Raw genomic sequence first — 20,560 nt, 5'->3', positions numbered from 1 at the left:
GTCGGAGTGAACCTGTGACGGATGGACGCACTGTGACAGTGCTGTGCTTGGCGCACGGGCTGTTCGATTGTCGAACAACATCCCGGACGAAGCACAAGAGGACTCGCCGGGTGACGAGAAATCTTGTTCCCTACGCAGGCGCTAACCTGATCAGGTTCAACGGGATCCGGTATTTACCGATCTCAGCCTTCCAACAAGGCACCCCGACAAGAACGCGGCCAGTCTAGACCATGGAGCAGGCAAATTGCCAACGGCGGTGCATTCATCGTGATGAATGGCGTAATTACAGGATTGTTGTGCCGTGATAGCGCCACTACACTCGGTGACTGCTTGAGGTCTTGACGCCAGGAATGGGCCGCCTTAGCCTTGGGCACCAAATTATCGCCGTAATATTATTCTAGGGATCGCCTCATGCTGCGCAAACTTTCACTGGCTCTCGCCGTGTCTTGTGCGACCAACGGACTGGTCTGGGCAGCTGAAGCGCCCCTGACGACCAAAACCGACCTGGTCAGCGTCTACCAGGAAGCGGTGGACAACAACGCCGACCTGGCTGCGGCCCGCGCCCAGTATGGCGCGCAGAAAGAAGTGGTGCCCCAGGCCCGCGCCGGCTTGCTGCCGAACCTGTCGGCCGGTGCCGACATCAATAACGTGCGCACTCAGCTCGATCAACCTGCGGCCACGGTCAACCGCGATGCGCATTCCTGGCGCGCGACCCTGAGCCAGCCGCTGTTCCGCGCCGATCGCTGGTTCCAGTTGCAGGCTGCCGAAGCCGTCAACGAACAGGCTTCGCTGCAACTCTCGGCCACCGAACAGAACCTGATCCTGCAAAGCGCCGAAAACTACTTCGCCGTGCTGCGAGCCCAGGACAACCTGGCCTCGACCAAGGCCGAGGAAGCCGCATTCAAGCGCCAACTGGACCAGTCCAATGAACGCTTTGACGTGGGCCTGTCGGACAAGACCGACGTGCTGCAATCCCAGGCCAGCTACGACACCGCCCGCGCCAACCGGATCCTGGCCCAGCGCCAGGTGGACGACGCCTTTGAAGCGCTGATCACCCTGACCAACCGCCAGTACAACTCGATCCAGGGCATCGTGCACACGCTGCCGGTGCTGCCACCGTCGCCGAACGACGCCAAGGCCTGGGTCGAAACCGCCGGCCGCCAGAACCTGAACCTGCTGGCCAGCAACTACGCGGTCACCGCCGCCGAAGAAACCCTCAAGCAACGCAAGGCCGGCCACGCGCCGACCCTGGACGCTGTGGCGCAATATGAAAAAGGTGACAACGACGCCCTGGGTTTCAGCAACCCGAGCGCCTTCGGCCAGCCGTATCAAGGTGACGTGTCGCAACGCACCGTGGGCTTGCAGTTGAGGATCCCGCTGTACAGCGGCGGCCTGACCAGCTCGCAAGTGCGCGAATCCTATTCCCGCCTCGGACAGACCGAGCAGCAGCGCGAAGGCCTGCGTCGCCAGGTGGTGGAAAACACCCGCAACCTGCACCGCGCAGTGAACACCGATGTGGAGCAGGTGCAGGCGCGCCGCCAGTCGATCATCTCCAACCAGAGCGCAGTGGAAGCCACGGAAATCGGTTACCAGGTGGGAACACGCAACATCGTTGATGTGCTGGACGCCCAGCGCCAGCTCTACACCTCGGTGCGCAACTACAACAACAGCCGCTACGACTACATCCTCGACAACCTGCGCTTGAAGCAGGCGGCGGGAACGCTGAACCCGGGGGATTTGCAGGATCTGGCGCGGTATTTGAAGGCCGACTACAACCCGGACAAGGACTTCCTGCCGCCGGACCTGGCCAAGGCGGCTGCGGCGCAGTTGAAGGCTAACCCCGCTTATTAAAGACAACACATAACCCATGTGGGAGCTGGCTTGCCTGCGATTGCATCACCTCGGTTTAACTGATGTACCGAGGCGCCTGTATCGCAGGCAAGCCAGCTCCCACATTTGATTTGTGTTATTAGACGTTAAGCAGTCTGCCCAACCCGTCCAGCAAACGCTTCAACGCCCCCTGATTGGCGCGCATCACCGCCAGCCCCGCCTGCCCCATCTTCTGCGCGTCACGCGGCAGCTCGAACAAGCGCTGCACCGCCACCGCCAAACCCTCGGCATCGTCCACTTCCTGCAACGCGCCGGCGTCACGCATCATTGCGCTGATTTCAAGGAAGTTGAACACGTGCGGCCCGCAGATAACCGGCTTGGCCAATGCCGCCGGCTCCAGCGGGTTATGCCCGCCCGTGGCGACCAGGCTCCCGCCGACAAAGGCGCTGTCGGCCAAGGCATACAAGAACAACAACTCGCCCATGGTGTCGCCCAGCAACACGGAAGTCTGCGCCGTCACCGCCTCGCCGCTGGAGCGACGCACGGTGGCGAAACCTTGCTGCTGGCACAGCTCGAACATCGGGTTGAAGCGCTCTTGATGGCGCGGCACCAAAATCAGCAAGGCATTGGGATAGCTGGCGAGCAACTGGCGATGGGCGGCGAGTACCACTTCATCTTCGCCTTCGTGGGTGCTGGCGGCTATCCACACCGGGCGTTCGCTGGCGTGCCATTGCTCACGCAAGGCGGCGGCGCGCTCCAGCAGTTGCGGGTCGATGGTCAGGTCGAACTTGATCGAGCCGGTGACCTCGACGGTCTCGGGCCGTGCGCCCAGGCTGCGAAAACGCTCGGCCTCGGTTTCGGTCTGTACGGCGAACAGGCTCATTTCCGCCAACATCGGCGCCGTCAGCTTGGCGAAACGCCCGTAGCCCTTGGCCGACCGGGCCGACAGCCGTGCGTTGGCCAATGCCACGGGGATCCCGCGCTGGGCGCACTGATGAATATGGTTGGGCCACAGCTCGGTCTCCATGATCACCGCCAGTTTCGGCTGCACGCGATCAAGAAACCGCTTGGCCGCACAGGGCAAATCGTACGGCAGGTAGCAATGCTGGATGCGCGGCTCGTTGGCGAACAACGCCTGGATGCGCTCGGAACCGGTAGGCGTCATGCAGGTGACGGTGATCGGCAGCTGTGGATAACGTTCCAGCAGCCCGCGGATCATCGGCGCAGCGGCGATGCTTTCGCCCACCGACACGGCGTGCACCCAGATCCCGCCAGGCTGCATCACCGGCAAGCCATAGGAAAAGCGCTCACCCACGCGCTTCGCGTAAGCCGGCGCTTTGCGGGCCCGCAGCCACAGACGTAAAGCCACCAACGGCAGCGCCAGGTAAAACAGACAGCTGTAGAGAGTTCTATTCATGGCGGCGGAGTTTATCGGCTTTTTCAGTCGATCGCCTGCAAGCACTCGGCAAAACGTTCTGCGAGGAAACTCGCGGCCGGGCCGAGGGGTTCGTCGCGGCGCCAGACCAACTCCACCACCAGCGCCGGCGGGGTCCATTCGCTGTTCAGTTCGACCATCTGGTTCTGATAGGCCGGATACTGCACCACATGCCGTGGCAACCAGGCCCAACCCAGGCCGCGCGCGAGCCATTCGGCCAGCACGTAGAAACTGTCAGCCCGCCACACTTGCGGGCTGGCGGCCTCGCTGCCGGGATACACACTGGTCTGGGTCGCCATCAGCAACTGGCGAAACTGTGCCAGGCGCTGGCAATCCACGAACGGTTCCTTGGCCATGGGATGACCGATACCGCACACGGTCACCATCTCCACACTGCCCAGCACCCGGCGCTCCAGCGCTTCGGGGATTTGATCGTGATAGAACAGCAGGCCCAGATCGGCCTTGCGCTCCACCAGTTTGCGCGCGACATCGCCTTGGGCCGCGCTGGACAACTGCACTTCCAGGCTGGGAAATTTTCCCGCCAGCGCTTCGAGGCTATCAAGCACCGGCTGATAGAGCATGGCTTCATCCTGTGCCAGGCGCAGGCGCGCCTCTTCGCCGCGCATCAACGACAAGGCGCGGCCATTCAGGCGCTCGCACTGGCGCAAGACTTCCCGCGCCTCTTCGAGCAATGCCGTGCCGGCCTCGGTCAAACGGGGCTGGCGGCCGCTGCTGCGATCAAACAGACACAGGCCCAGGTCCGCCTCCAGCAAGGCAATCCCATTGCTGACCGCCGACTGCGCCCTGCGCTGATCCCGTGCCACCGCCGAAAACGAGCGCTGCTCCGCGACGCTGACAAACAGGCGCATTTGTTCAAGACTCCATTGCACGCTCATGGCTCAACCCATCTTTAATTCGGATAGGTAATGACTTTACCGCATCTGGTAATTCTCTAAAATGCCGACCTTTGCAGGAGCGAGCTTGCTCGCGAAAAACCCGAGAGCGCCGCGTTAAAACAGATGCACTGCGTTATCGTTGACGATTTTCGCGAGCAAGCTCGCTCCTACGGTTGAACCCCTGTACCGAGGATTTACCCATGAACGCCGCCTACTATTACCTGGCCATTGCCATCTGCTCGGAAGTGATCGCCACCGTTTCCATGAAAGCGATCAAGGGTTTCAGCACGCCGATCCCGCTGTTGCTGGTGATCGTCGGCTACGGCGTGGCCTTCTGGATGCTGACGCTGGTGGTGCGCACCGTGCCGGTGGGCGTCGCGTATGCAGTGTGGGCCGGGATGGGCATCGTGATGGTCAGCATCGCCGCGCTGTTTATCTATGGGCAGAAACTGGATATCCCGGCGATGCTGGGGATGGGCCTGATTGTGCTTGGGGTGGTGGTGATTCAGTTGTTCTCGAAAACGGCCGGGCACTGAGCGTTCACGTGAGACTTAATTGAGGCTGAAACTCGCAGCCTCGTTTCACTCGACAGCTCCTACGGTGCGCATGTCATTAGGGAGCGTTGGGGCGAAGATTCACTTCATGAGCCTGTATACTCCGCAGCCTGTCTTGAACACTGAGGTCGCTGCATGCCATCCGTTATTTCCACCGACGTTCTGATTGTCGGCGCCGGGGTTGCCGGCCTCTGGCTCAATGCGCGCCTGCGCCGCCAGGGCTTTTCCACGGTGCTGGTGGAAAGCGCCACCCTCGGCGGCGGGCAAAGCGTGAAGTCCCAGGGGATCATCCACGGCGGTGCGAAATACGCACTGCACGGCGCCCTGACCGGCGCCTCCGAAGCCATCGCCGACATGCCCCGCCGCTGGCGCGAAGCCCTGGCGGGCAACGGTGAGCTGGACCTTTCCGGCGTGCGCCTGCTGTCCGAAGCCCACTATCTGTGGTCGCCGGGCACCATTGCCGGCAACCTCACCAGCTTCTTCGCCAGCAAGGCCGTGCGTGGCCGCGTGGATCAAGTGAAGGGCGATGACCTGCCACCGGCCCTGCAAGACCGCCGCTTCAAGGGCAAGGTCTATCGCCTGGCCGAACTGGTGATCGACGTCCCGAGCCTGATCGAACGCCTGGCGCAACTGGCCGGTGACGGCTTGCTTGCCGGGGAGAGGATCGAACCGTTAATGGAAGACGGCACGCTGGCAGGCCTGAAGGTCGATGGCCGTGAGATCCGCGCCCAACGTATCGTTCTCAGCGCCGGTGGTGGCACCGCCGACCTCCTCGGCGCCCTGGGCCTGAGCCAGCCCGCGATGCAACGCCGACCGCTGCACATGATCATCGCCAAGGGCCCCGGCCTGAAGCCACTGTATGCGCACTGCCTGGGTGGCGGCACCAAGCCGCGAATCACCGTTACCACACACCCCGCCGCCGATGGCAATTGGGTGTGGTACCTGGGCGGCGATATCGCCGAGGCCGAAGGTGTGGCCCGTACCCCGGAGCAACAGATCGCCACGGCACAAAAAGAGCTGGCGCAGCTGCTGCCCTGGATCGATATGAGCCAGACCCAGTGGGCCACCCTGCGCGTGGACCGCGCCGAGCCGTTGCAATCAGGCCTGACCCGCCCGGACAACGCCTTCCTCGCCGAGCAGGATCGCCTGCTGGTGGGCTGGCCGACCAAGCTGGCATTGGCGCCGGACTTTGCTGATCGGGTGATCAACGCACTGGAACGTGACGGCATCAAGCCCGGCACTACCGAAAAACTGCCTGAGCTGCCGAAACCCGCCATCGCCCAACCCGCCTGGGAGCAACTGCTGCCATGACCCTGCCGACCCTGCACGACCTTCATCGCCCATTGGGCAGCACCGGCCTGATGGTTTCGCCGCTGGGACTGGGTACCGTCAAGCTGGGCCGAGACCAAGGGGTGAAATACCCCAGCGGCTTCCAGATTCCCGATGACGACGCCGCACGGATGCTGCTGCGCCAGGCCCGGCAATTGGGCATCAACCTGATCGACACCGCACCCGCCTATGGCCGCAGCGAAGAACGCCTGGGCCCGCTGTTGCGCGGTCAGCGCCAGGAGTGGGTGATCGTCAGCAAGGTGGGTGAAGAGTTCGCCGAGGGCGTGTCCCATCACGATTTCAGCGCGACCCATACCCGGCTTTCTGTGGAGCGCAGCCTGAAACGACTTGAAACGGACTTTATCGACCTGGTGTTGGTGCACTCCGACGGCAACGACCTGCATATCCTTAATGACTGCGAGGTTTACCAGACCCTGGCGGACCTCAAGCGCGAGGGCAAAATCCGTGGTTTTGGCTTCTCCGGCAAAACCGTCGAGGGCGGCGTAAAGGCTCTGGAACAAGGCGATTGCGCCATGGTCACCTACAATTTGAACGAACAGGCCGAGAAAGCCGTCATTGATTATGCCGCTGCCCATGGCAAAGGGACTCTGGTGAAAAAGGCACTAGCCAGTGGCCATGTCTGCCTCGAATCAGGAGTGGATCCAATTCACGCCAGTTTCATGTTGTTGTTTGCGCAAACTGGCGTGGCCAGTGCTATTGTCGGGACCATTAATCCGCTGCACCTCGCCCACAACGTGGCGACCGCTGCCAAGGTCATTCGCCAACTCTGATGCCGCCGACGCGGCCGACCCCGACGCAAGAAGGAGCCGACATGCCGCGAACGCTCATTAGAAAAAACCCGAGTAACTTTAAAACACTGCCGCTGCACGTCGAAGCCACCCCCGAAGGCTTGAGTTACCAGAGCGTCGGCATGCCGCTCAACTTCGCCCAGACCCTGCAACGGCGCAAGCCGGTAGAGGTGGAAGACACCGAGCGGTTCGTACTGGAACTGGCCAACCTTGGCGTCTCGGTACGCCTGACGCTGCACTGGCAGAACCGCGATTACTGGGTGCTGGTGCGCCAGCGCCGGCAAGACCGCGGCGATGTGGTGCTCAAGCTGATCTCCGGTTATGTGCCGGCCCACGAACTGAACCTGCCACTGCACACCGCCATTCAGGAAATCGCCGAGGAATGCCTGCTGGAAACCCCGGAAGGCTGGCTGGGCGGGCGCTTCAACGACACCTGGCTACCGGCGCCCTACTCGTCTGCCCTGCACTACCGCGAAGCGTTGCCGTTTCGCCTCTCGCCGCTGTCCGGGGCCGCGCGCCCGGTACGCTGCGCCACCATGCAATTGATTGAGCGGCCACGGGCCTATGTGCATCTGCCCACGGCTTCGCTGCAATTGATTTATGACTTGCGCCTGGAAGTGCCCAAGGAAGCAAAGTCCCTGAGTCTGTTTCATGTGGACGAGCGACTGGAAGGCGATCAACTGGTGGCCCGCCTGGACCGTCAACGTCCGGACTTGTACCTGATGCCCCTCAAGGACGGGCAGCCGTGTGCAGAGCTGTATACCTTGAAGAAGGATCAGCTGTATCCGGCGAGTACGCGAGGGTTATATCTGGCAGAGAGCTTTGCACAGCAGGAAGGCTGGGTGGTGCGTGATGAGCGAATCCGCTGGAAGGATTGGCTGCGGCAGCAGGGGCTGAGCGCGCCGGAGAAAGAGTCGAAGTTGAAGCGGTTGACCGGTAAGGCGCGGCAGATCTTGCGCAAGATTGTGCCGAAAAAAACCAACCGCTGAGGCCTTAATGCAGGAGCGAGCTTGCTCGCGAAAAACCCAAAGTCACCGCGTTTATTCAGAAGACACGCGTTATCGTTGACGTTCTTCGCGAGCAAGCTCGCTCCTACACCAATACGAGCATTACTCGTTATTTCGGATTTTTTCCACAATCGCCGTAGTCGAGCTGTTTTCCACCAGCCCCAACACTTTGACCTTGCCACCGTAAGCACTGACGATATCGGCACCGACCACCTGGTCGACCGAATAATCACCGCCCTTGACCAGTACATCCGGCTTGACCTGAGCCAGCAGGTTTTCCGGGGTCGCCTCGGCAAAGCTGATCACCCAGTCCACCGCCCCCAACCCCGCCAGTACCGCCATGCGACGGTCGACACTGTTGATCGGACGCCCCGGCCCTTTCAGGCGGCTGACCGATGCATCGTCGTTGACTGCAACGATCAAGCGATCGCCTTGGGCCCGCGCCTGCTCCAGGTAGGTCACGTGACCGGCGTGGAGAATGTCGAAGCAACCATTGGTGAAGACGATGCTCTCGTTGTGGGCACGGGCATCGTCAATCGCCAACAGCAGTTGCTCAAGGCTCAACACACCACGCTCCGAACCTTCCTCACGCTGGATAGCACGACGCAGTTCAGGGGCGCTGATGGCCGCCGTACCGAGCTTGCCGACCACGATACCTGCCGCCAGGTTAGCCAGGGCCACCGCGTGGGGCAGCTCCTCGCCTGCCGCGATTGCCGCGGCCAGGGTAGAAATTACCGTGTCGCCGGCACCGGTCACGTCGAACACTTCACGGGCTCGCGCCGGTAGGTGCATGGCCGGCTGATCGGGACGCAGCAAGGTCATACCGTGTTCGCCACGGGTTACCAGCAAGGCGCCCAGGTCGAGGTCGGCCATGAGTTTGGCGCCCTTGGTCACCAGCTCGTGCTCATCGACGCAACCGCCGACGATGGTCTCAAATTCGCTGAGGTTCGGCGTGATCAGGCTGGCGCCCCGATAAATCGAGAAGTCCTTGCCCTTGGGATCCGCCAGCACCGGAATGCCCCGGGCCTTGGCGGCCTGGATCAGCATCTGGTGGTTTTTCAAGGCGCCTTTGCCGTAATCGGACAGCACCAGCACCTTGATGCCTTCGAGCAACTCGTCGACCTGGGCACTGAGGGCCAGGGCGTCGGTGGCGAAGGGTTCTTCAAAATCGATACGCAGCAATTGCTGATGCCGGCTCATGACCCGCAGCTTGACGATGGTCGGCTGGTGCGGGATGCGCTGGAACAACGCACGCACACCAGCGCCGCGCAGGCTGTTGGCCAGGCTGTCGGCGGCTTCGTCGTCGCCGGTCACACCCACCAGGGAGGCCGGGGCGCCGAGAGCGGCAATATTGAGGGCAACGTTGGCAGCGCCACCTGGACGGTCTTCGATTTGCTCGACCTTGACTACCGGTACCGGTGCCTCAGGGGAAATCCGTGAGGTACCGCCATGCCAGTAACGGTCGAGCATGACATCGCCGACCACCAAGACAGGGGCTTGATCGAATCGCGGCATGGACAACTTCATGGAGCAACCCACATACAAAATGAACAGGGGCGCGATATTACCACAGGGTTGTCAAAGGCTTGTGCAATGTAGGAGCCGGCAAGCCGGCTCCTACAAATCAGGTGATGTCGGCCGGGATCGGCGCGTCCAGGCCCATGGCGTGCAGGCGGGCGTAGTAACCGTTTTGCGCCAGCAGTTCGCCGTGGGTACCGCGCTCGACGATTCGGCCATCGTCCATGACCAGGATCAGGTCGGCCTTCTCGATGGTCGACAGGCGGTGGGCGATGACCAGCGTCGTACGGCCTTGCATGACCTTGTCCAGGGCTGCCTGGATATGGCGCTCCGACTCGGTATCCAGCGCCGAGGTCGCCTCGTCGAGGATCAGCAGCGGAGCGTTCTTGAGCAAGGCCCGGGCAATTGCCAGGCGCTGGCGTTGGCCACCGGACAGCAGCACGCCGTTTTCGCCGACCTGGGTATCGAAGCCTTTAGGCAACTGGTCGATGAAGTCCTTGGCATAAGCATCGGCCGCCGCCGCCTCGACATCGGCCCGCGGCGCGCCGGCCAGGTCACCGTAGGCGATGTTGTTGGTCACGGTGTCGCTGAACAGGGTCACGTGCTGCGTCACCTGGGCAATGTGTCGACGCAGGTTGAGCAGGCGATAGTCTTCGATTTCCACGCCATCGAGCAGAATCTCGCCGCTCTCGTGGTGGTAGAAACGCGGGATCAGGCTGGCCAGGGTCGACTTGCCGCTGCCCGAACGGCCTACCAGGGCAACCATCTGCCCGGGCTCTGCGGTAAAGGTGATGTCCTTGAGGACATGGCGCTCGGTGCCCGGGTAGGTGAAGTTCAGGTTGCGCACTTCCAGGCGGCCGCTGACCTTGTCGCGCTCGATGGTGCCGCGATCGATTTCCACGTCTTCGTCCAGTTGCTCGAAAATGCTTTCGGCACCGGCCACGCCTTTCTGGATGGTCGAGCTGACTTCAGAGAGCTGGCGAATCGGCTTGGGCAACAGGCCGGCCAACGTGATGTAGGCCACCATGTCACCTGCAGAAGCATCACCGCGAAGGTACAGAACCAGGAACATCAGCACCGCCATGGCGCTGTAGATCACCAGTTGCAGCGCCGGCGTATAGATCGCGCCGGTACGGGTCATGCGCAGTTGCTTGTTGGTGTTGCTCAGGCTGGCCTTGAGGAAGCGCTTCTGCTCATACACCTCACCGCCGAAGCTGCGCACTACTCGGTAGCCCTGGATGGTTTCCGAGGCAACGTGGGTGACGTCACCCATCGCCACCTGGATCTTCTTGCTCTGCTTGCGGAATTTCTTGCTCGCGGTGCTGACCATCACGGCAATTAACGGCAGGATGGCAATCATCACCAGGGTCAGGCGCCAGTTCATATAAAGCAACGAGGCGAACAGGAAGATCACCGTCATGCCTTCGCGAATCACCACCTTGATGGCATCGGTCGCGGCACCGGTGACCATGGTCACGTTGAAGGTGATGCGGGAAATCAGGTGCCCGGAGTTGTGATTGTCGAAATAGCGGTTCGGCAGGGTCAGCAGGTTGTTGAACAGTTGCACCCGCAGGTCATGCACCAGGCCCAGGGACACCTTGGCCAGCAAGTAGTTGCCCAGGAACGAACCGAGGCCCTGCCACGCGGCGATCAGGATGATCAACAGCGGCACGGCCTGCAGCAGTTGCAGGTCCCGCAGGACAGGTACCGTAGGGAACAACACCGCTTCAGGATTGGACAGGCCGTCGACGAAGTACTTGAGGATGTACCCCAGCATTGGCTGGGTCGATGCGAAAATCAGAAAGCCGACGATACTCAGCGCGAACAAGCCGGCATAAGGCTTAACGTAGCTGAGCAGGCGGAAGTATATTTTCAAGCTCGAAGGGCTTGCGCTCGGACTGGAGTCGGTCATATCACGCGGCGGTTTTGAAAAAGGAGGCTGACTTTAGCACAGCTTCTCTGTTGTACTTGCACGCGGCACAACCGCGGCCCCGTTGGATCCAACGGGCGACATTATATAGCCACTACTTTAGTATGGTCGGCTTTCTTTATTCTGGAACGGCTTTTCTGTATGCAATCCAAGCGTCTCATATATGGCTCAAACCGCGTTTTCGACTTCCTCTGTCTGTGGATTCTGCCCATCGGCTTGTTGTTGCTCCTGAGTTCCCTGTTCTTCGTCACCAATCGAAACGTACTGCACAAGTTCTACTACGTGCTGTTCAGCGCGCCGACACTGTTGCTGCTGTGCCTGCGCCCGACGGAATTCAAGCAGGTGTTGCGCGAGCCCCTGGCGATCGCGTTCCTGGTGTTTTCAGCCTGGGCACTGACCAGCATGCTGTGGAGCCCGGAACAAAGCATCGACGCCGACCTGTATCGACGACCCCTGCATACCTTCATGTTGTTTGCCGGCTGCGGGCTGTTGCTGCATTACCGCAACGAACTGTTCAAGCCCATCTTCTTCTGCGCCGCGTTGATTGCGTTGGTCTCCAGTGCCTGCAGCCTGGTGGCTTTTGCCCCCCACTTCTCGGAGGGCGCGCGAATGATCGGCGGGCGTGGGGCTCTTGATAATCCGCTACTGAGCTCTCACGTATTCGGATTCTTCTGCGTTTACTGGCTATACGTATGCATGACCACCCAGCGTGCGCACGTACTCTGGTTCAGCGTTCCGGCACTGGCAATCATGGCCGCTGCGGTGCTGGCTACCGGATCGAGGACGCCGTTGGTTGCACTGGTCCTCGCCGTACTCTGGATCAGTTTCATCACTCGCAATCGGCGCTCGGCCCTGCTGATCGCTTGCATGGTGCTGGGCGCAGCGGCGCTATTGCTGTTCTATCCCGAACTGATCACCAATCGTGGCAGCTCCTTCCGCCTCGAACTCTGGGGCATGTCACTTGAGCGTATCGCCGAACATCCCTGGATCGGCCACAGCTACGACTCAGAGCTGTACCTGACCATCGCAGGCGGTACCGAACTGCGCGAACCCCACAGCTTTGCCCTGGGCGTGATCTATTACGTCGGCATCATCGGCTTCATCCCGTGGGCCTTCATGCTTGTTTGGGGCCTGTACAAAAGCCTCAAGGAACGTGCACAGCCGTTGTTCATCCTGGCCTCCTCGCTGTTGGCCTACGGCATCGGTGCCGGCCTGACCGAAGGCGGCGGCATTCTCTCGCGGCCAAAAGAGCACTGGTTCCTGCTGTGGATCCCGCTGGCGCTGATCGCCGGCCTGAGCATCGCTCAGCGTCGCCGCAGCCTGCTGCGCATGCCGGTACAACGCCTGAAACCTCAAGACTTCGAGCAATTATGCGCCAATGCTCATGTGATCGAAGCCGACGGCCTGGGGCCCAAGGTGCTGCGCCTGGACGATGGCAGTTTCCTCAAGCTGTTCCGCCCTCGTCGCTGGTATACCTCGGGCAGCTTCAACCCTTATTCGGAACGCTTTGCCAGCAACAGCGAGCAGTTGCGCACATTGGGGATTCCATCACCGGCCATCCTCAATCTCTACCAACTGCAGGACGCCAGCAGCGCCGTACGTTATCAGCCGCTGCCCGGCCTGACCCTGCGCCAGGCCCTGCAAAGCCTGGACAGCAGCCTGCGGGAATCGTTGGTTGAGCGTTTCGGCGGGTTCATGGCCCAGCTTCACGAGCGCGGGGTGTACTTCCGCTCCTTGCATTTGGGCAACGTGCTGTTGATGGATGACGGCGAGTTCGGCCTGATTGACGTGGCCGACATGCGCATCTACCCGTCGGCTCTGCGTAACGCCCTGCGCCAGCGCAACCTGCGGCACATGCAGCGTTATCCCCAGGATCGCAATTGGTTGTTCGAAACGCATTTCGAGCAATTGGCCAAGGGCTATGCCTCGGTTGCCTCGCCTAGCGCCACGGCGAAGATCCGTGAACAGGTGCTGAAGCTCAATCGTCCGGTCGCACAGGTCGCGAACCCGGCCAAGTGATGGTTTGAACCGCTGAGGTTCCAAGCCCCTGGCCATTGCGCTATACGCAATGGCCAGGCCAGAACCCTATGAACTGCGCTGCGGTGCCAGATACAGCCGCACCAACCCACGCAAGGTCTTGCGACCCCAGAACTTCAAGGGAATCTGCTTGAGGATCTCCCGCGCCAGCGGGCGGTCGCGGTCGGCGGTCTTGAGGAACATCGAGTTCAGGAAGTTGTAGCGAACCTGATCATAGGCCGGGTGATCGCAGAACAACCCGTAGGTCTTGAGGATGTTCTGGATCATGTAGCGATGATTCTTGTACGTGTTGGTCGCGTGCTGGCGATAGCGCGCCATCACCACGCTCAACACGTCGATGGTGTAGCCGGCATGGGCAATCTTCAATTCGATCAGCAAGTCTTCCAGCGGAATCAGTGGATCGAACCCCCCGACCTCTTCCAGCGCCTGCCGGCGGATCATCAGGGTCGGCGCCGGCGGGAACGGCTTGCGGTCCAGGAACAGGTCATCGAAATCCAGGCTGCGAAACGGCAAATCGCGGCGCTGCTTCTTCTCCGGGTACGGCTTGCCGTCACCATTGATCAACTCGATATTGCCGGCACAGATGCCCACCTTCGGCTTGCCTTCCATGTAGGCAACCTGAGTGGCAATACGCTCGGGCAGCATGATGTCATCGGAGCCGAATGGCGCGATCAGGCTGCCTTTGGCGCGGGCGATGGCGCCATTCAGGGTGTTGGTCAGGCCCTGGTTCTGCTGGACCTGGAAATCAAATCCGTGCTCGGCCTGCAAGCGCTGGATGCGCTCTACGCTGTCATCCTTGGAACCGTCGTCCACCACCAGTAATTCGATGTTGGCGTAGGTCTGGCCAAGCACACTGAGGATGCTCTGCTCGATGTACGGCCCGTGGTTGTACGACGCGATGATCACGGTGACCAAAGGTTGCTGCAGACTCATGCTTTACCTACTTCGCGCAGACCGGTTTCGATCAGGTTCAAATACTTGTGCCGGAACTCGTCCAGGGTGTGGTTTTTTTCCAGGTAGCGGAACACTTGCTCGCCCTTGGCACGCAACTGCTCATCGCTCAACGCCAGGTATGTGTCCAGCGCCACCGCCAGTTGCTCGACGTTGCCCGGGTCATGGGACAGGCCGCCCGCACCGTCCACCAACGGCAACATCGCCGGGCCATTGGAGGCGATGACCGGCAGATGGCCGCTCATGCCTTCCAGCAGCGCCAGGCCCAGGCCCTCGAACAGCGAGGGCATGGTCCAGATGTCGAAACCGCGCACGTACTTCATGCCATCTTCACGAAAGCCCAGCAGGTGTGCACGGCCGGTCAGGCCCAGGCGCTCGATGTCGGCACGCAGGTCCGCTTCGGCGCGACCAGAGCCGATGATCCCCACCTGAGCCTCAGGGTATTTGTCCTTGAGGGTGGCGAAGGCTTGCAGCAAATGGGTGTGGCCCTTGATCGGTACCAGGCGACCCAGGGCACCAATCATCCGCGCATCCAGCGGCAGGCCCAGGGCCTTGCGCGCTTCATCGCGCGGCAACTGCAAGGCTTCGGCCTGGGGGATGTCGATGGCATTGGTGACAAAGGTCGTGTTTTCACGGGTGAACCCACAGTTGAGGTCCACCAGGTAATCCCTGACCGCGGCCGACACCCCGACAAATCGCCACGCCGGGCTGACCCACTTCTGTGTCTGGCGCCGACGATAGCCACGGGCGTACTCGCCAAAACCGTGGGAGATGCCGATGCACAGGGGAATCTTCAACCAGCGGTTGAGGGACAACATCATGTTCACCGACTTGAAGCGGTTACAGATGACCACGTCGAATTTCTGCTCGCGGCAATATTTGTAGATCTGCCACATGGCGCCGAAACGGATGCCCTTGAGGGACTTTTCCGGCAGCTCGAAGTAATGGGAGTGTTCAGCCACGCTCAGGGGCTGGCCGGGCAGCGGACGGCCGCTGAGAAACCCGGATGTGACCTCGAAACGTTCAGCCGGCAAAGCCTTGACGATCTGCTCGCCGAGGTCGGCGAAGTCGTGGGTCTTGACGTTGTAGTCCGGCTGTAACTGCAAAACCTTGAAACGAGGTTTCATAACTCTCCATGCTGCAATCTGGCTGCGGGCACGCAGCCCGGCGAAAAAAGGGGCGGCAGGCGCTGCAAGCCTGCCTTCAATAAGGTCTCAGTCCTGCTTTAAAACCCAGAGCAACTCATGGCGGCGCACCGCCTTGCGGAAGAATTCATTCTCTCCGTAAGGCGATGGACTACGGCCCGCCAGTAATTGCTGCAACCACCTGCGCACGCGGCGCTTGAACGGTGCCCGCGGCTGCAAGTCGTGCATCATGCCCAGCGCCATGGCCTTGTCTTGCTGCTGGCTCAGCGTCAGCGGCAAGCTGCAAGGCACCAGTTCACGCGTGGCATCAAAGCGTGGCGGCAAGGCCACGCCAGCGCCCGAGTCGCCCATGGGCCAACGATCATTATCATGCAGGTGGTTGGCGTAGCCGAGCAACGTGTCGGGTTGCCATTCCAGGCCTTGCAGCGCTTCGAGAATCGCAGCGTGCGCGCAGATGTGATCCGGGTGCGGATCCAGCAGCGGTGTTGGCAACACGATCACCTGCGGGCGCGCCTTGAGCAGCAACGCCCGCAGATCGGCAATCAGGTTATTCCAGGTCGGGGCACCGTCCACATCCCCGGGCAAGGCCAAGGCATTGAACTGGCGAAACAGCCGCGTATCGTCCAACTGGGCTTCCCGGGAGGCCTGGGGCTGATCCGGCGCGGCCTGCATCGCCGGCAGCTGCATGCAGAAGTAGCCCAACTGCACGCACTGCGCCTCGGGTACGCCCGCCCAGCGAGGCACGGTGACGCTGTCCCAGGCACGCAGGCGGCCTTTGAGCCGTGCGGCCTCGGCCTTGGGCATGCCCATTTGTTGATAGTGATCGGCTTCGATTTCGCCCGCCGTGAGGGTGACGATCCAGCTCTCATCGGCCTGGCTGTAAAGGCTGAAAGCTGCCAGCTCGGCATCGTCGGCATGGGGCGCGATCACCATCACACGCTGGCGATGGTAACCCGGCTGGCGGAACAACCACAGCGTCGGCTGCCCCTTGATCCGGCAGAAACGCCCGCGCAAGCGCAGCTTACCTCCCGACAGCGCTTCGCCCATGCCTGTCAGGTTGAGATAGCGCCGGCCTGCGACACCCCGCTCGAAGACTTGCCGGTCTGGTGCATCCAGGCCCGACACTTCCACCGCCGGGTCGAGAAAACGCCCCAGCCACGAGCTTTTTAGTTCAACCCCTACGATCAGGGTTTCATCGCCCACCAAGGGCATGTCCAACAGCAGGCGTCCTGCTTCAAGACGCAGACCCGCGCACTCGCTCCCTTCAGGAAACGCGTACTCATAGTCGTCTTTAGGCGAGTAGAACAGATGGTCGGCAAACCAGGCTTCATGCGCAGCCCACAGCATCACGGCCAGCAGCAGCGGCAACCACCAGGCCACCAGCACACCGACGGCCACCAACAGCAACAGGCCCACCAACAACGCAATACGCTTGTTGCGCCGATGCTGCTTGAGCAGTTGCTGTTTGCGACTCATACGCTGAACACCGGCACCGGATTACACCAGCGCTCCTTGTATTCACGATCGGATCGCCCGAAAGAGAAACGCAGCGGCTTGTCGCTCGCCCGCGCTTGCTCCCAGGCACTTTGGGTATTCAGGAAGCTCAACACGCTGCCAGGACTGAATGCCTTGGTTTCCGGGTCGACACCGCCGTTGACGTACTCGGCGCTGACCCATTCCGGCGCCTGCACCTGATACACCAGTTGCACGGCAATCGCAGCGTCATTGAGAAACAGCACCGAGCCGAACAGGAATTCCTTGAGCAGCTCCAGCACTTCTGCCAGTCGCTCGGCGCCCGCGGCCGGGAAACCCCAGCGCCGCTGGAACAGGTCGCAATAAATCGCGGCCAGTTCGCTGCTGGAAAACTCGCCGACCGCCCGCACCACGCCGCCCGCCTCTTCCAGCAAACGCAGTTCGCGGCGCTGGTTGTAGCGAAACTTTTTCGACAACTCTTCCGGTGTGCGCGCCATGGCCAACTGCTCGGCCTGGGGCTTGAGGGTGCTTACGCGCCCCTCATTCAGTGCAGAGAGATAACGCGCGCGATGGCGCAGCGGCAACTGCGCATCGGCGGCAATCGGCAGGATGATCTCGGCGTTACCCAGATCAAACAGGCCTTTTTTGCCTTTGCGCTTGAGCACGTCCTTGGACAGGGCCAGGTCGCGCCCCCAGGTAGCAATTGCACCCTTCAGCTCGCCGTCCTGCTCCCAGCCCAGGTAACGCACCGGAATCTGCGCCAGGTGCGCCAGCCGCTCGACGATCTGCGGATGAGTCGCTACGCTGCCGCCAAAACGCTGCCAGGCCTGGGCGTAAACCTCGGCCTCGACAGGCGTCCAGCCACGTTCACGCCAGCCCTGGAAGCGGTTCAGCATTTAGACGACAGCGTCATAAGGGTCCACGCCGTCCTTGACCACGAGGATGTCTTCCATGATCAAGTACTGCAGGTCGGAACCAAAGAACATGTTCAGCGCGTCAGTCGGCGAGCAGATCATCGCTTCACCACGACGGTTGAGCGAAGTGTTCAGCGACACGCCGTTGCCCGTCAGCACTTCCAGCTCTTTCATCATGTCGTAGTAGCGCGGGTTGTATTCGCGCTTGAGCACCTGGGCACGGGAGGTACCGTCTTCATGAACCACTTCCGGCACGCGAGTTTTCCACTCTTCCGAGACTTCAAAGGTGAAGGTCATGAACGGCGCCGGGTGATCGACCTTGATCATCTGCGGCGCGACGGTGTCGAGCATCGACGGGCAGAAAGGCCTCCAGCGCTCGCGGAACTTGATCTGGTGGTTGATCCGGTCAGCCACGCCGGTGGCACTTGGGCAACCGATGATCGAACGACCGCCCAAGGCACGGGGGCCAAACTCCATGCGGCCCTGGAACCAGGCCACCGGGTTGCCGTCGACCATGATCTTGGCGATGCGTTTCGGGGTGTTTTCGATCTGGCGCCATACCGGCTTGCTCGGGTGTTTGGCACACGCAGCGATCACGTCTTCGTTGCTGTAGGACGGGCCGAGATAGACGTGTTCCATCTTCTCAACCGGTACGCCACGGGCGTGGGACACGTAGGCGGCTGCACCAACCGCAGTACCGGCATCGCCGGACGCCGGCTGCACGAACAGCTCCTTGACGTCGTCACGGGCGATGATCTTCTGGTTCAGCTTGACGTTCAGCGCACAGCCGCCGGCGAAGGCCAGCTTGCCGGTGTCTTTGAGGATGTCGCCCAGGTAATGGTCGATCATCTGCAACGCCAGCTTCTCGAACAGTGCCTGCATGCTGGCCGCGTAGTGGATGTACGGCTCGTCGGCGATATCACCTTCGCGCTTAGGCCCCAGCCACTCGATCAGTTTTGGCGAGAAGTAGAAACCCTTGCCCTTCTCTTTGTAGCGGCGCAGGCCGATGACGTTGGCGTAGTCGGTGTTGATCACCAGCTCGCCGTTTTCAAAGGAGGCCAGGCGCGAGAAATCGTACTTGCTGGCATCGCCATACGGCGCCATGCCCATGACCTTGAACTCACCGTCGAGCATCTCGAAACCGAGGAACTCGGTGATCGCGCCATACAGGCCGCCGAGGGAGTCCGGATCGTAGAATTCCTTGATCTTGTGGATCTTGCCGTTTTCGCCGTAGCCGAAGAAGGTGGTGGCGTACTCACCCTTGCCGTCGATCCCGAGGATCGCGGTCTTCTCCTGGAAGCCAGAGCAGTGATAGGCGCTGGACGCGTGGGCCAGGTGGTGTTCAACCGGTTCGATCTTGATTTTCTTCGGATCGAAGCCCAGTTGCTCCAGGCACCAGACGATCTTGTTGCGATAGCGCTTGTAGCGACGGTTGCCCATCAGGATCGCGTCGAGGGCGCGGTCCGGGGCGTACCAGTAACGCTTGGCATAATGCCAGCGGGCCTCGCCGAACAGGCTGATCGGTGCGAACGGAATCGCAACAACGTCAACGTCGGAAGGCTTGATACCGGCTTGTTCCAGGCAGAACTTCGCCGACTCATAGGGCATGCGGTTCTTTGCATGTTTGTCGCGTACGAAGCGCTCTTCTTCGGCGGCCGCAATCAGCTTGCCGTCGATATACAAGGCTGCGGAAGGATCATGGCTAAGGGCGCCGGACAGGCCAAGAATCGTCAATGCCACAGGGGTCTAGCCTCTTTTAGTCTGCATGCAGGCGCGTCACGCCTGAAAAAAGTGTGCTCCCCGCCTGGGCGAGAAACAGCTAAAGGGCGGGATTATAGCGTAAACACGGCACGGGATGATCTAGGGATTGTGGCGACCGGTTGTCACTGCAGGCCTAGCGGAAAATCTCGATGCTGCCGTCCTTGTTCTGGCGGTAGACCGTGTAAGGCAGCACGAGGGTGTCGAGCAGGCCGGAGCCCACGAGTTCGGCAGCGAAGATCGGCAAGGACCCGGAAGCATCGCGGGTGTGCTCCTTGGTGGTGTCGGGGGCGCCGTTCAATGTGCAAAAACCGTAGATCACCCCACTGTAGATACGTGGCACGTTTTCACAATAACTGCGCGATTCCTTGAGGTTCTGGCTGGCAACGGCGTCCGGGCGAAACACCGTGTTGATGGTGCCGCAACCGGTGGTGGATACCAGTACAGCGGCGAGAAGGAATTTGGTTGCAAGACTCATGGACAACTCCATTTGGCATAAATGTGGGCATTCACCCCTGGCCCATACAACCCTACTGCATCCGTTTATGAACCCGGGCGCCAATAGATACTGATGTTGCCATCGGTACCTTGCTTGTAGACCGTATAGGGCAGGACCACTGTATCAACAATGCCCGAAACCGTTATATCCAATAGAACGAATGGCATCAGCACGCCAGTGAGGTCCGGCGCGGCGTGCAGCAGGCAGAAATCAAAGGCAACCCCGCTGTAGACACGGGGAATGGACTGGCAGTAGGTTTTTTGCTTCCTGAGTTCACGTGCCGCTGCCGCGTCTTCGCGCAACACCGTATTGGCCGTTCCGCAGCCGCTCAACATAAGGAATCCAACGCTTAGCGCCGCAGTCAGTTTTAGTGTCATGGCCAGCCCCCTGAGTGGTCAGCAACGCTAACATCGGCCCTGCTGGCGCCCCAGACCCCGCGCACCGCTGCGCCATGTAGGAGGATTCCGAAATGGTA

At 61.1% G+C, this 20,560-nt stretch carries 17 protein-coding genes and 1 riboswitch; of the genes, 6 read left to right on the top strand and 11 right to left on the bottom strand.

What is annotated here, in order from left to right; genetic code table 11:
• Positions 1-110: 110 nt before the first annotated feature.
• Positions 111-216: riboswitch (TPP riboswitch) on the bottom strand.
• Positions 217-411: 195 nt separating this feature from the next.
• Positions 412-1,851, top strand: a complete 1,440-nt coding sequence (locus ACA046_RS02660) for a TolC family outer membrane protein (RefSeq protein ID WP_459025676.1) — start codon at positions 412-414, stop codon at positions 1,849-1,851.
• Between the two features lie 118 nt (positions 1,852-1,969).
• On the opposite strand, the gene waaA is transcribed toward ACA046_RS02660, so the two are convergent.
• Complete coding sequence (waaA, locus tag ACA046_RS02655; RefSeq protein ID WP_459025674.1) at positions 1,970-3,247, bottom strand: lipid IV(A) 3-deoxy-D-manno-octulosonic acid transferase; 1,278 nt, start codon at positions 3,245-3,247, stop codon at positions 1,970-1,972.
• A gap of 23 nt (positions 3,248-3,270) precedes the next feature.
• Complete coding sequence (locus ACA046_RS02650; protein ID WP_497675866.1) at positions 3,271-4,161, bottom strand: LysR family transcriptional regulator; 891 nt, start codon at positions 4,159-4,161, stop codon at positions 3,271-3,273.
• Positions 4,162-4,361: 200 nt separating this feature from the next.
• Between ACA046_RS02650 and ACA046_RS02645 the strand changes: the two genes are divergently transcribed.
• From ACA046_RS02645 to ACA046_RS02630, 4 genes are all read left to right on the top strand, one after another.
• Positions 4,362-4,697, top strand: coding sequence for a DMT family transporter (locus ACA046_RS02645; protein WP_003209492.1), 336 nt, complete (start codon positions 4,362-4,364; stop codon positions 4,695-4,697).
• A 153-nt stretch (positions 4,698-4,850) separates the two neighbouring features.
• Complete coding sequence (locus ACA046_RS02640; RefSeq protein ID WP_459025670.1) at positions 4,851-6,026, top strand: NAD(P)/FAD-dependent oxidoreductase; 1,176 nt, start codon at positions 4,851-4,853, stop codon at positions 6,024-6,026.
• Positions 6,023-6,835 carry an aldo/keto reductase gene (locus ACA046_RS02635; protein ID WP_497675865.1) on the top strand — a complete coding sequence of 271 codons (813 nt, stop codon included), beginning with the start codon at positions 6,023-6,025 and terminating at the stop codon, positions 6,833-6,835. The genes ACA046_RS02640 and ACA046_RS02635 overlap by 4 nt, the downstream gene beginning before the upstream one ends.
• Before the next feature lie 41 nt (positions 6,836-6,876).
• The gene (locus ACA046_RS02630) at positions 6,877-7,842 is read left to right on the top strand and encodes a metal ABC transporter ATPase (protein WP_497675864.1); all 966 of its coding nucleotides are present in this window, start codon (positions 6,877-6,879) and stop codon (positions 7,840-7,842) included.
• A gap of 120 nt (positions 7,843-7,962) precedes the next feature.
• On the opposite strand, the gene hldE is transcribed toward ACA046_RS02630, so the two are convergent.
• Positions 7,963-9,387: a bifunctional D-glycero-beta-D-manno-heptose-7-phosphate kinase/D-glycero-beta-D-manno-heptose 1-phosphate adenylyltransferase HldE gene (gene hldE, locus ACA046_RS02625; RefSeq protein WP_459025664.1), complete on the bottom strand. Its 1,425-nt coding sequence runs from the start codon at positions 9,385-9,387 to the stop codon at positions 7,963-7,965.
• Between the two features lie 97 nt (positions 9,388-9,484).
• Positions 9,485-11,290, bottom strand: coding sequence for a lipid A export permease/ATP-binding protein MsbA (gene msbA / locus ACA046_RS02620; RefSeq protein ID WP_076015515.1), 1,806 nt, complete (start codon positions 11,288-11,290; stop codon positions 9,485-9,487).
• A 159-nt stretch (positions 11,291-11,449) separates the two neighbouring features.
• Between msbA and ACA046_RS02615 the strand changes: the two genes are divergently transcribed.
• Positions 11,450-13,327, top strand: coding sequence for an O-antigen ligase family protein (locus tag ACA046_RS02615; RefSeq protein ID WP_497675863.1), 1,878 nt, complete (start codon positions 11,450-11,452; stop codon positions 13,325-13,327).
• Between the two features lie 66 nt (positions 13,328-13,393).
• On the opposite strand, the gene ACA046_RS02610 is transcribed toward ACA046_RS02615, so the two are convergent.
• The 7 genes from ACA046_RS02610 to ACA046_RS02580 form a co-directional block, all read right to left on the bottom strand.
• Positions 13,394-14,278 (bottom strand): glycosyltransferase, encoded by an 885-nt coding sequence (locus tag ACA046_RS02610; protein WP_497675862.1) that lies wholly within the window; start codon positions 14,276-14,278, stop codon positions 13,394-13,396.
• Positions 14,275-15,423: a glycosyltransferase family 4 protein gene (locus tag ACA046_RS02605; RefSeq protein ID WP_497675861.1), complete on the bottom strand. Its 1,149-nt coding sequence runs from the start codon at positions 15,421-15,423 to the stop codon at positions 14,275-14,277. The genes ACA046_RS02610 and ACA046_RS02605 overlap by 4 nt, the downstream gene beginning before the upstream one ends.
• An 87-nt stretch (positions 15,424-15,510) precedes the next feature.
• Positions 15,511-16,917 carry a PIG-L deacetylase family protein gene (locus tag ACA046_RS02600; RefSeq protein WP_459025658.1) on the bottom strand — a complete coding sequence of 469 codons (1,407 nt, stop codon included), beginning with the start codon at positions 16,915-16,917 and terminating at the stop codon, positions 15,511-15,513.
• Positions 16,914-17,810, bottom strand: a complete 897-nt coding sequence (locus tag ACA046_RS02595; protein ID WP_063033419.1) for a GNAT family N-acetyltransferase — start codon at positions 17,808-17,810, stop codon at positions 16,914-16,916. Before ACA046_RS02595 ends, ACA046_RS02600 begins: the two co-directional genes overlap by 4 nt.
• Positions 17,811-19,568: a carbamoyltransferase family protein gene (locus tag ACA046_RS02590; protein WP_076015509.1), complete on the bottom strand. Its 1,758-nt coding sequence runs from the start codon at positions 19,566-19,568 to the stop codon at positions 17,811-17,813.
• Positions 19,569-19,722: 154 nt separating this feature from the next.
• On the bottom strand, positions 19,723-20,064 hold the full coding sequence (locus tag ACA046_RS02585; RefSeq protein ID WP_459025655.1) for a YceK/YidQ family lipoprotein: 342 nt from the start codon (positions 20,062-20,064) through the stop codon (positions 19,723-19,725).
• A gap of 65 nt (positions 20,065-20,129) precedes the next feature.
• A complete protein-coding gene (locus ACA046_RS02580; RefSeq protein WP_497675860.1) occupies positions 20,130-20,462 on the bottom strand; it encodes a YceK/YidQ family lipoprotein in 333 nt (110 codons plus the stop codon).
• Positions 20,463-20,560: the final 98 nt, after the last annotated feature.

The sequence above is a fragment of the Pseudomonas sp. LBUM1641 genome (genome assembly GCF_059716235.1).
The sequence above is the reverse complement of the archived record's forward strand: the minus strand, read 5'-3'. Positions and strand labels throughout refer to the sequence as shown.

Excerpts from the sequence above, each read along its gene's own strand:
- ACA046_RS02660 (WP_459025676.1), top strand. The coding sequence starts at position 412 with ATGCTGCGCAAACTTTCACTGGCTCTCGCCGTGTCTTGTGCGACCAAC.
- waaA (WP_459025674.1), bottom strand. The coding sequence starts at position 3,247 with ATGAATAGAACTCTCTACAGCTGTCTGTTTTACCTGGCGCTGCCGTTG.
- ACA046_RS02650 (WP_497675866.1), bottom strand. The coding sequence starts at position 4,161 with ATGAGCGTGCAATGGAGTCTTGAACAAATGCGCCTGTTTGTCAGCGTC.
- ACA046_RS02645 (WP_003209492.1), top strand. The coding sequence starts at position 4,362 with ATGAACGCCGCCTACTATTACCTGGCCATTGCCATCTGCTCGGAAGTG.
- ACA046_RS02640 (WP_459025670.1), top strand. The coding sequence starts at position 4,851 with ATGCCATCCGTTATTTCCACCGACGTTCTGATTGTCGGCGCCGGGGTT.
- ACA046_RS02635 (WP_497675865.1), top strand. The coding sequence starts at position 6,023 with ATGACCCTGCCGACCCTGCACGACCTTCATCGCCCATTGGGCAGCACC.
- ACA046_RS02630 (WP_497675864.1), top strand. The coding sequence starts at position 6,877 with ATGCCGCGAACGCTCATTAGAAAAAACCCGAGTAACTTTAAAACACTG.
- hldE (WP_459025664.1), bottom strand. The coding sequence starts at position 9,387 with ATGAAGTTGTCCATGCCGCGATTCGATCAAGCCCCTGTCTTGGTGGTC.
- msbA (WP_076015515.1), bottom strand. The coding sequence starts at position 11,290 with ATGACCGACTCCAGTCCGAGCGCAAGCCCTTCGAGCTTGAAAATATAC.
- ACA046_RS02615 (WP_497675863.1), top strand. The coding sequence starts at position 11,450 with ATGCAATCCAAGCGTCTCATATATGGCTCAAACCGCGTTTTCGACTTC.
- ACA046_RS02610 (WP_497675862.1), bottom strand. The coding sequence starts at position 14,278 with ATGAGTCTGCAGCAACCTTTGGTCACCGTGATCATCGCGTCGTACAAC.
- ACA046_RS02605 (WP_497675861.1), bottom strand. The coding sequence starts at position 15,423 with ATGAAACCTCGTTTCAAGGTTTTGCAGTTACAGCCGGACTACAACGTC.
- ACA046_RS02600 (WP_459025658.1), bottom strand. The coding sequence starts at position 16,917 with ATGAGTCGCAAACAGCAACTGCTCAAGCAGCATCGGCGCAACAAGCGT.
- ACA046_RS02595 (WP_063033419.1), bottom strand. The coding sequence starts at position 17,810 with ATGCTGAACCGCTTCCAGGGCTGGCGTGAACGTGGCTGGACGCCTGTC.
- ACA046_RS02585 (WP_459025655.1), bottom strand. The coding sequence starts at position 20,064 with ATGAGTCTTGCAACCAAATTCCTTCTCGCCGCTGTACTGGTATCCACC.
- ACA046_RS02580 (WP_497675860.1), bottom strand. The coding sequence starts at position 20,462 with ATGACACTAAAACTGACTGCGGCGCTAAGCGTTGGATTCCTTATGTTG.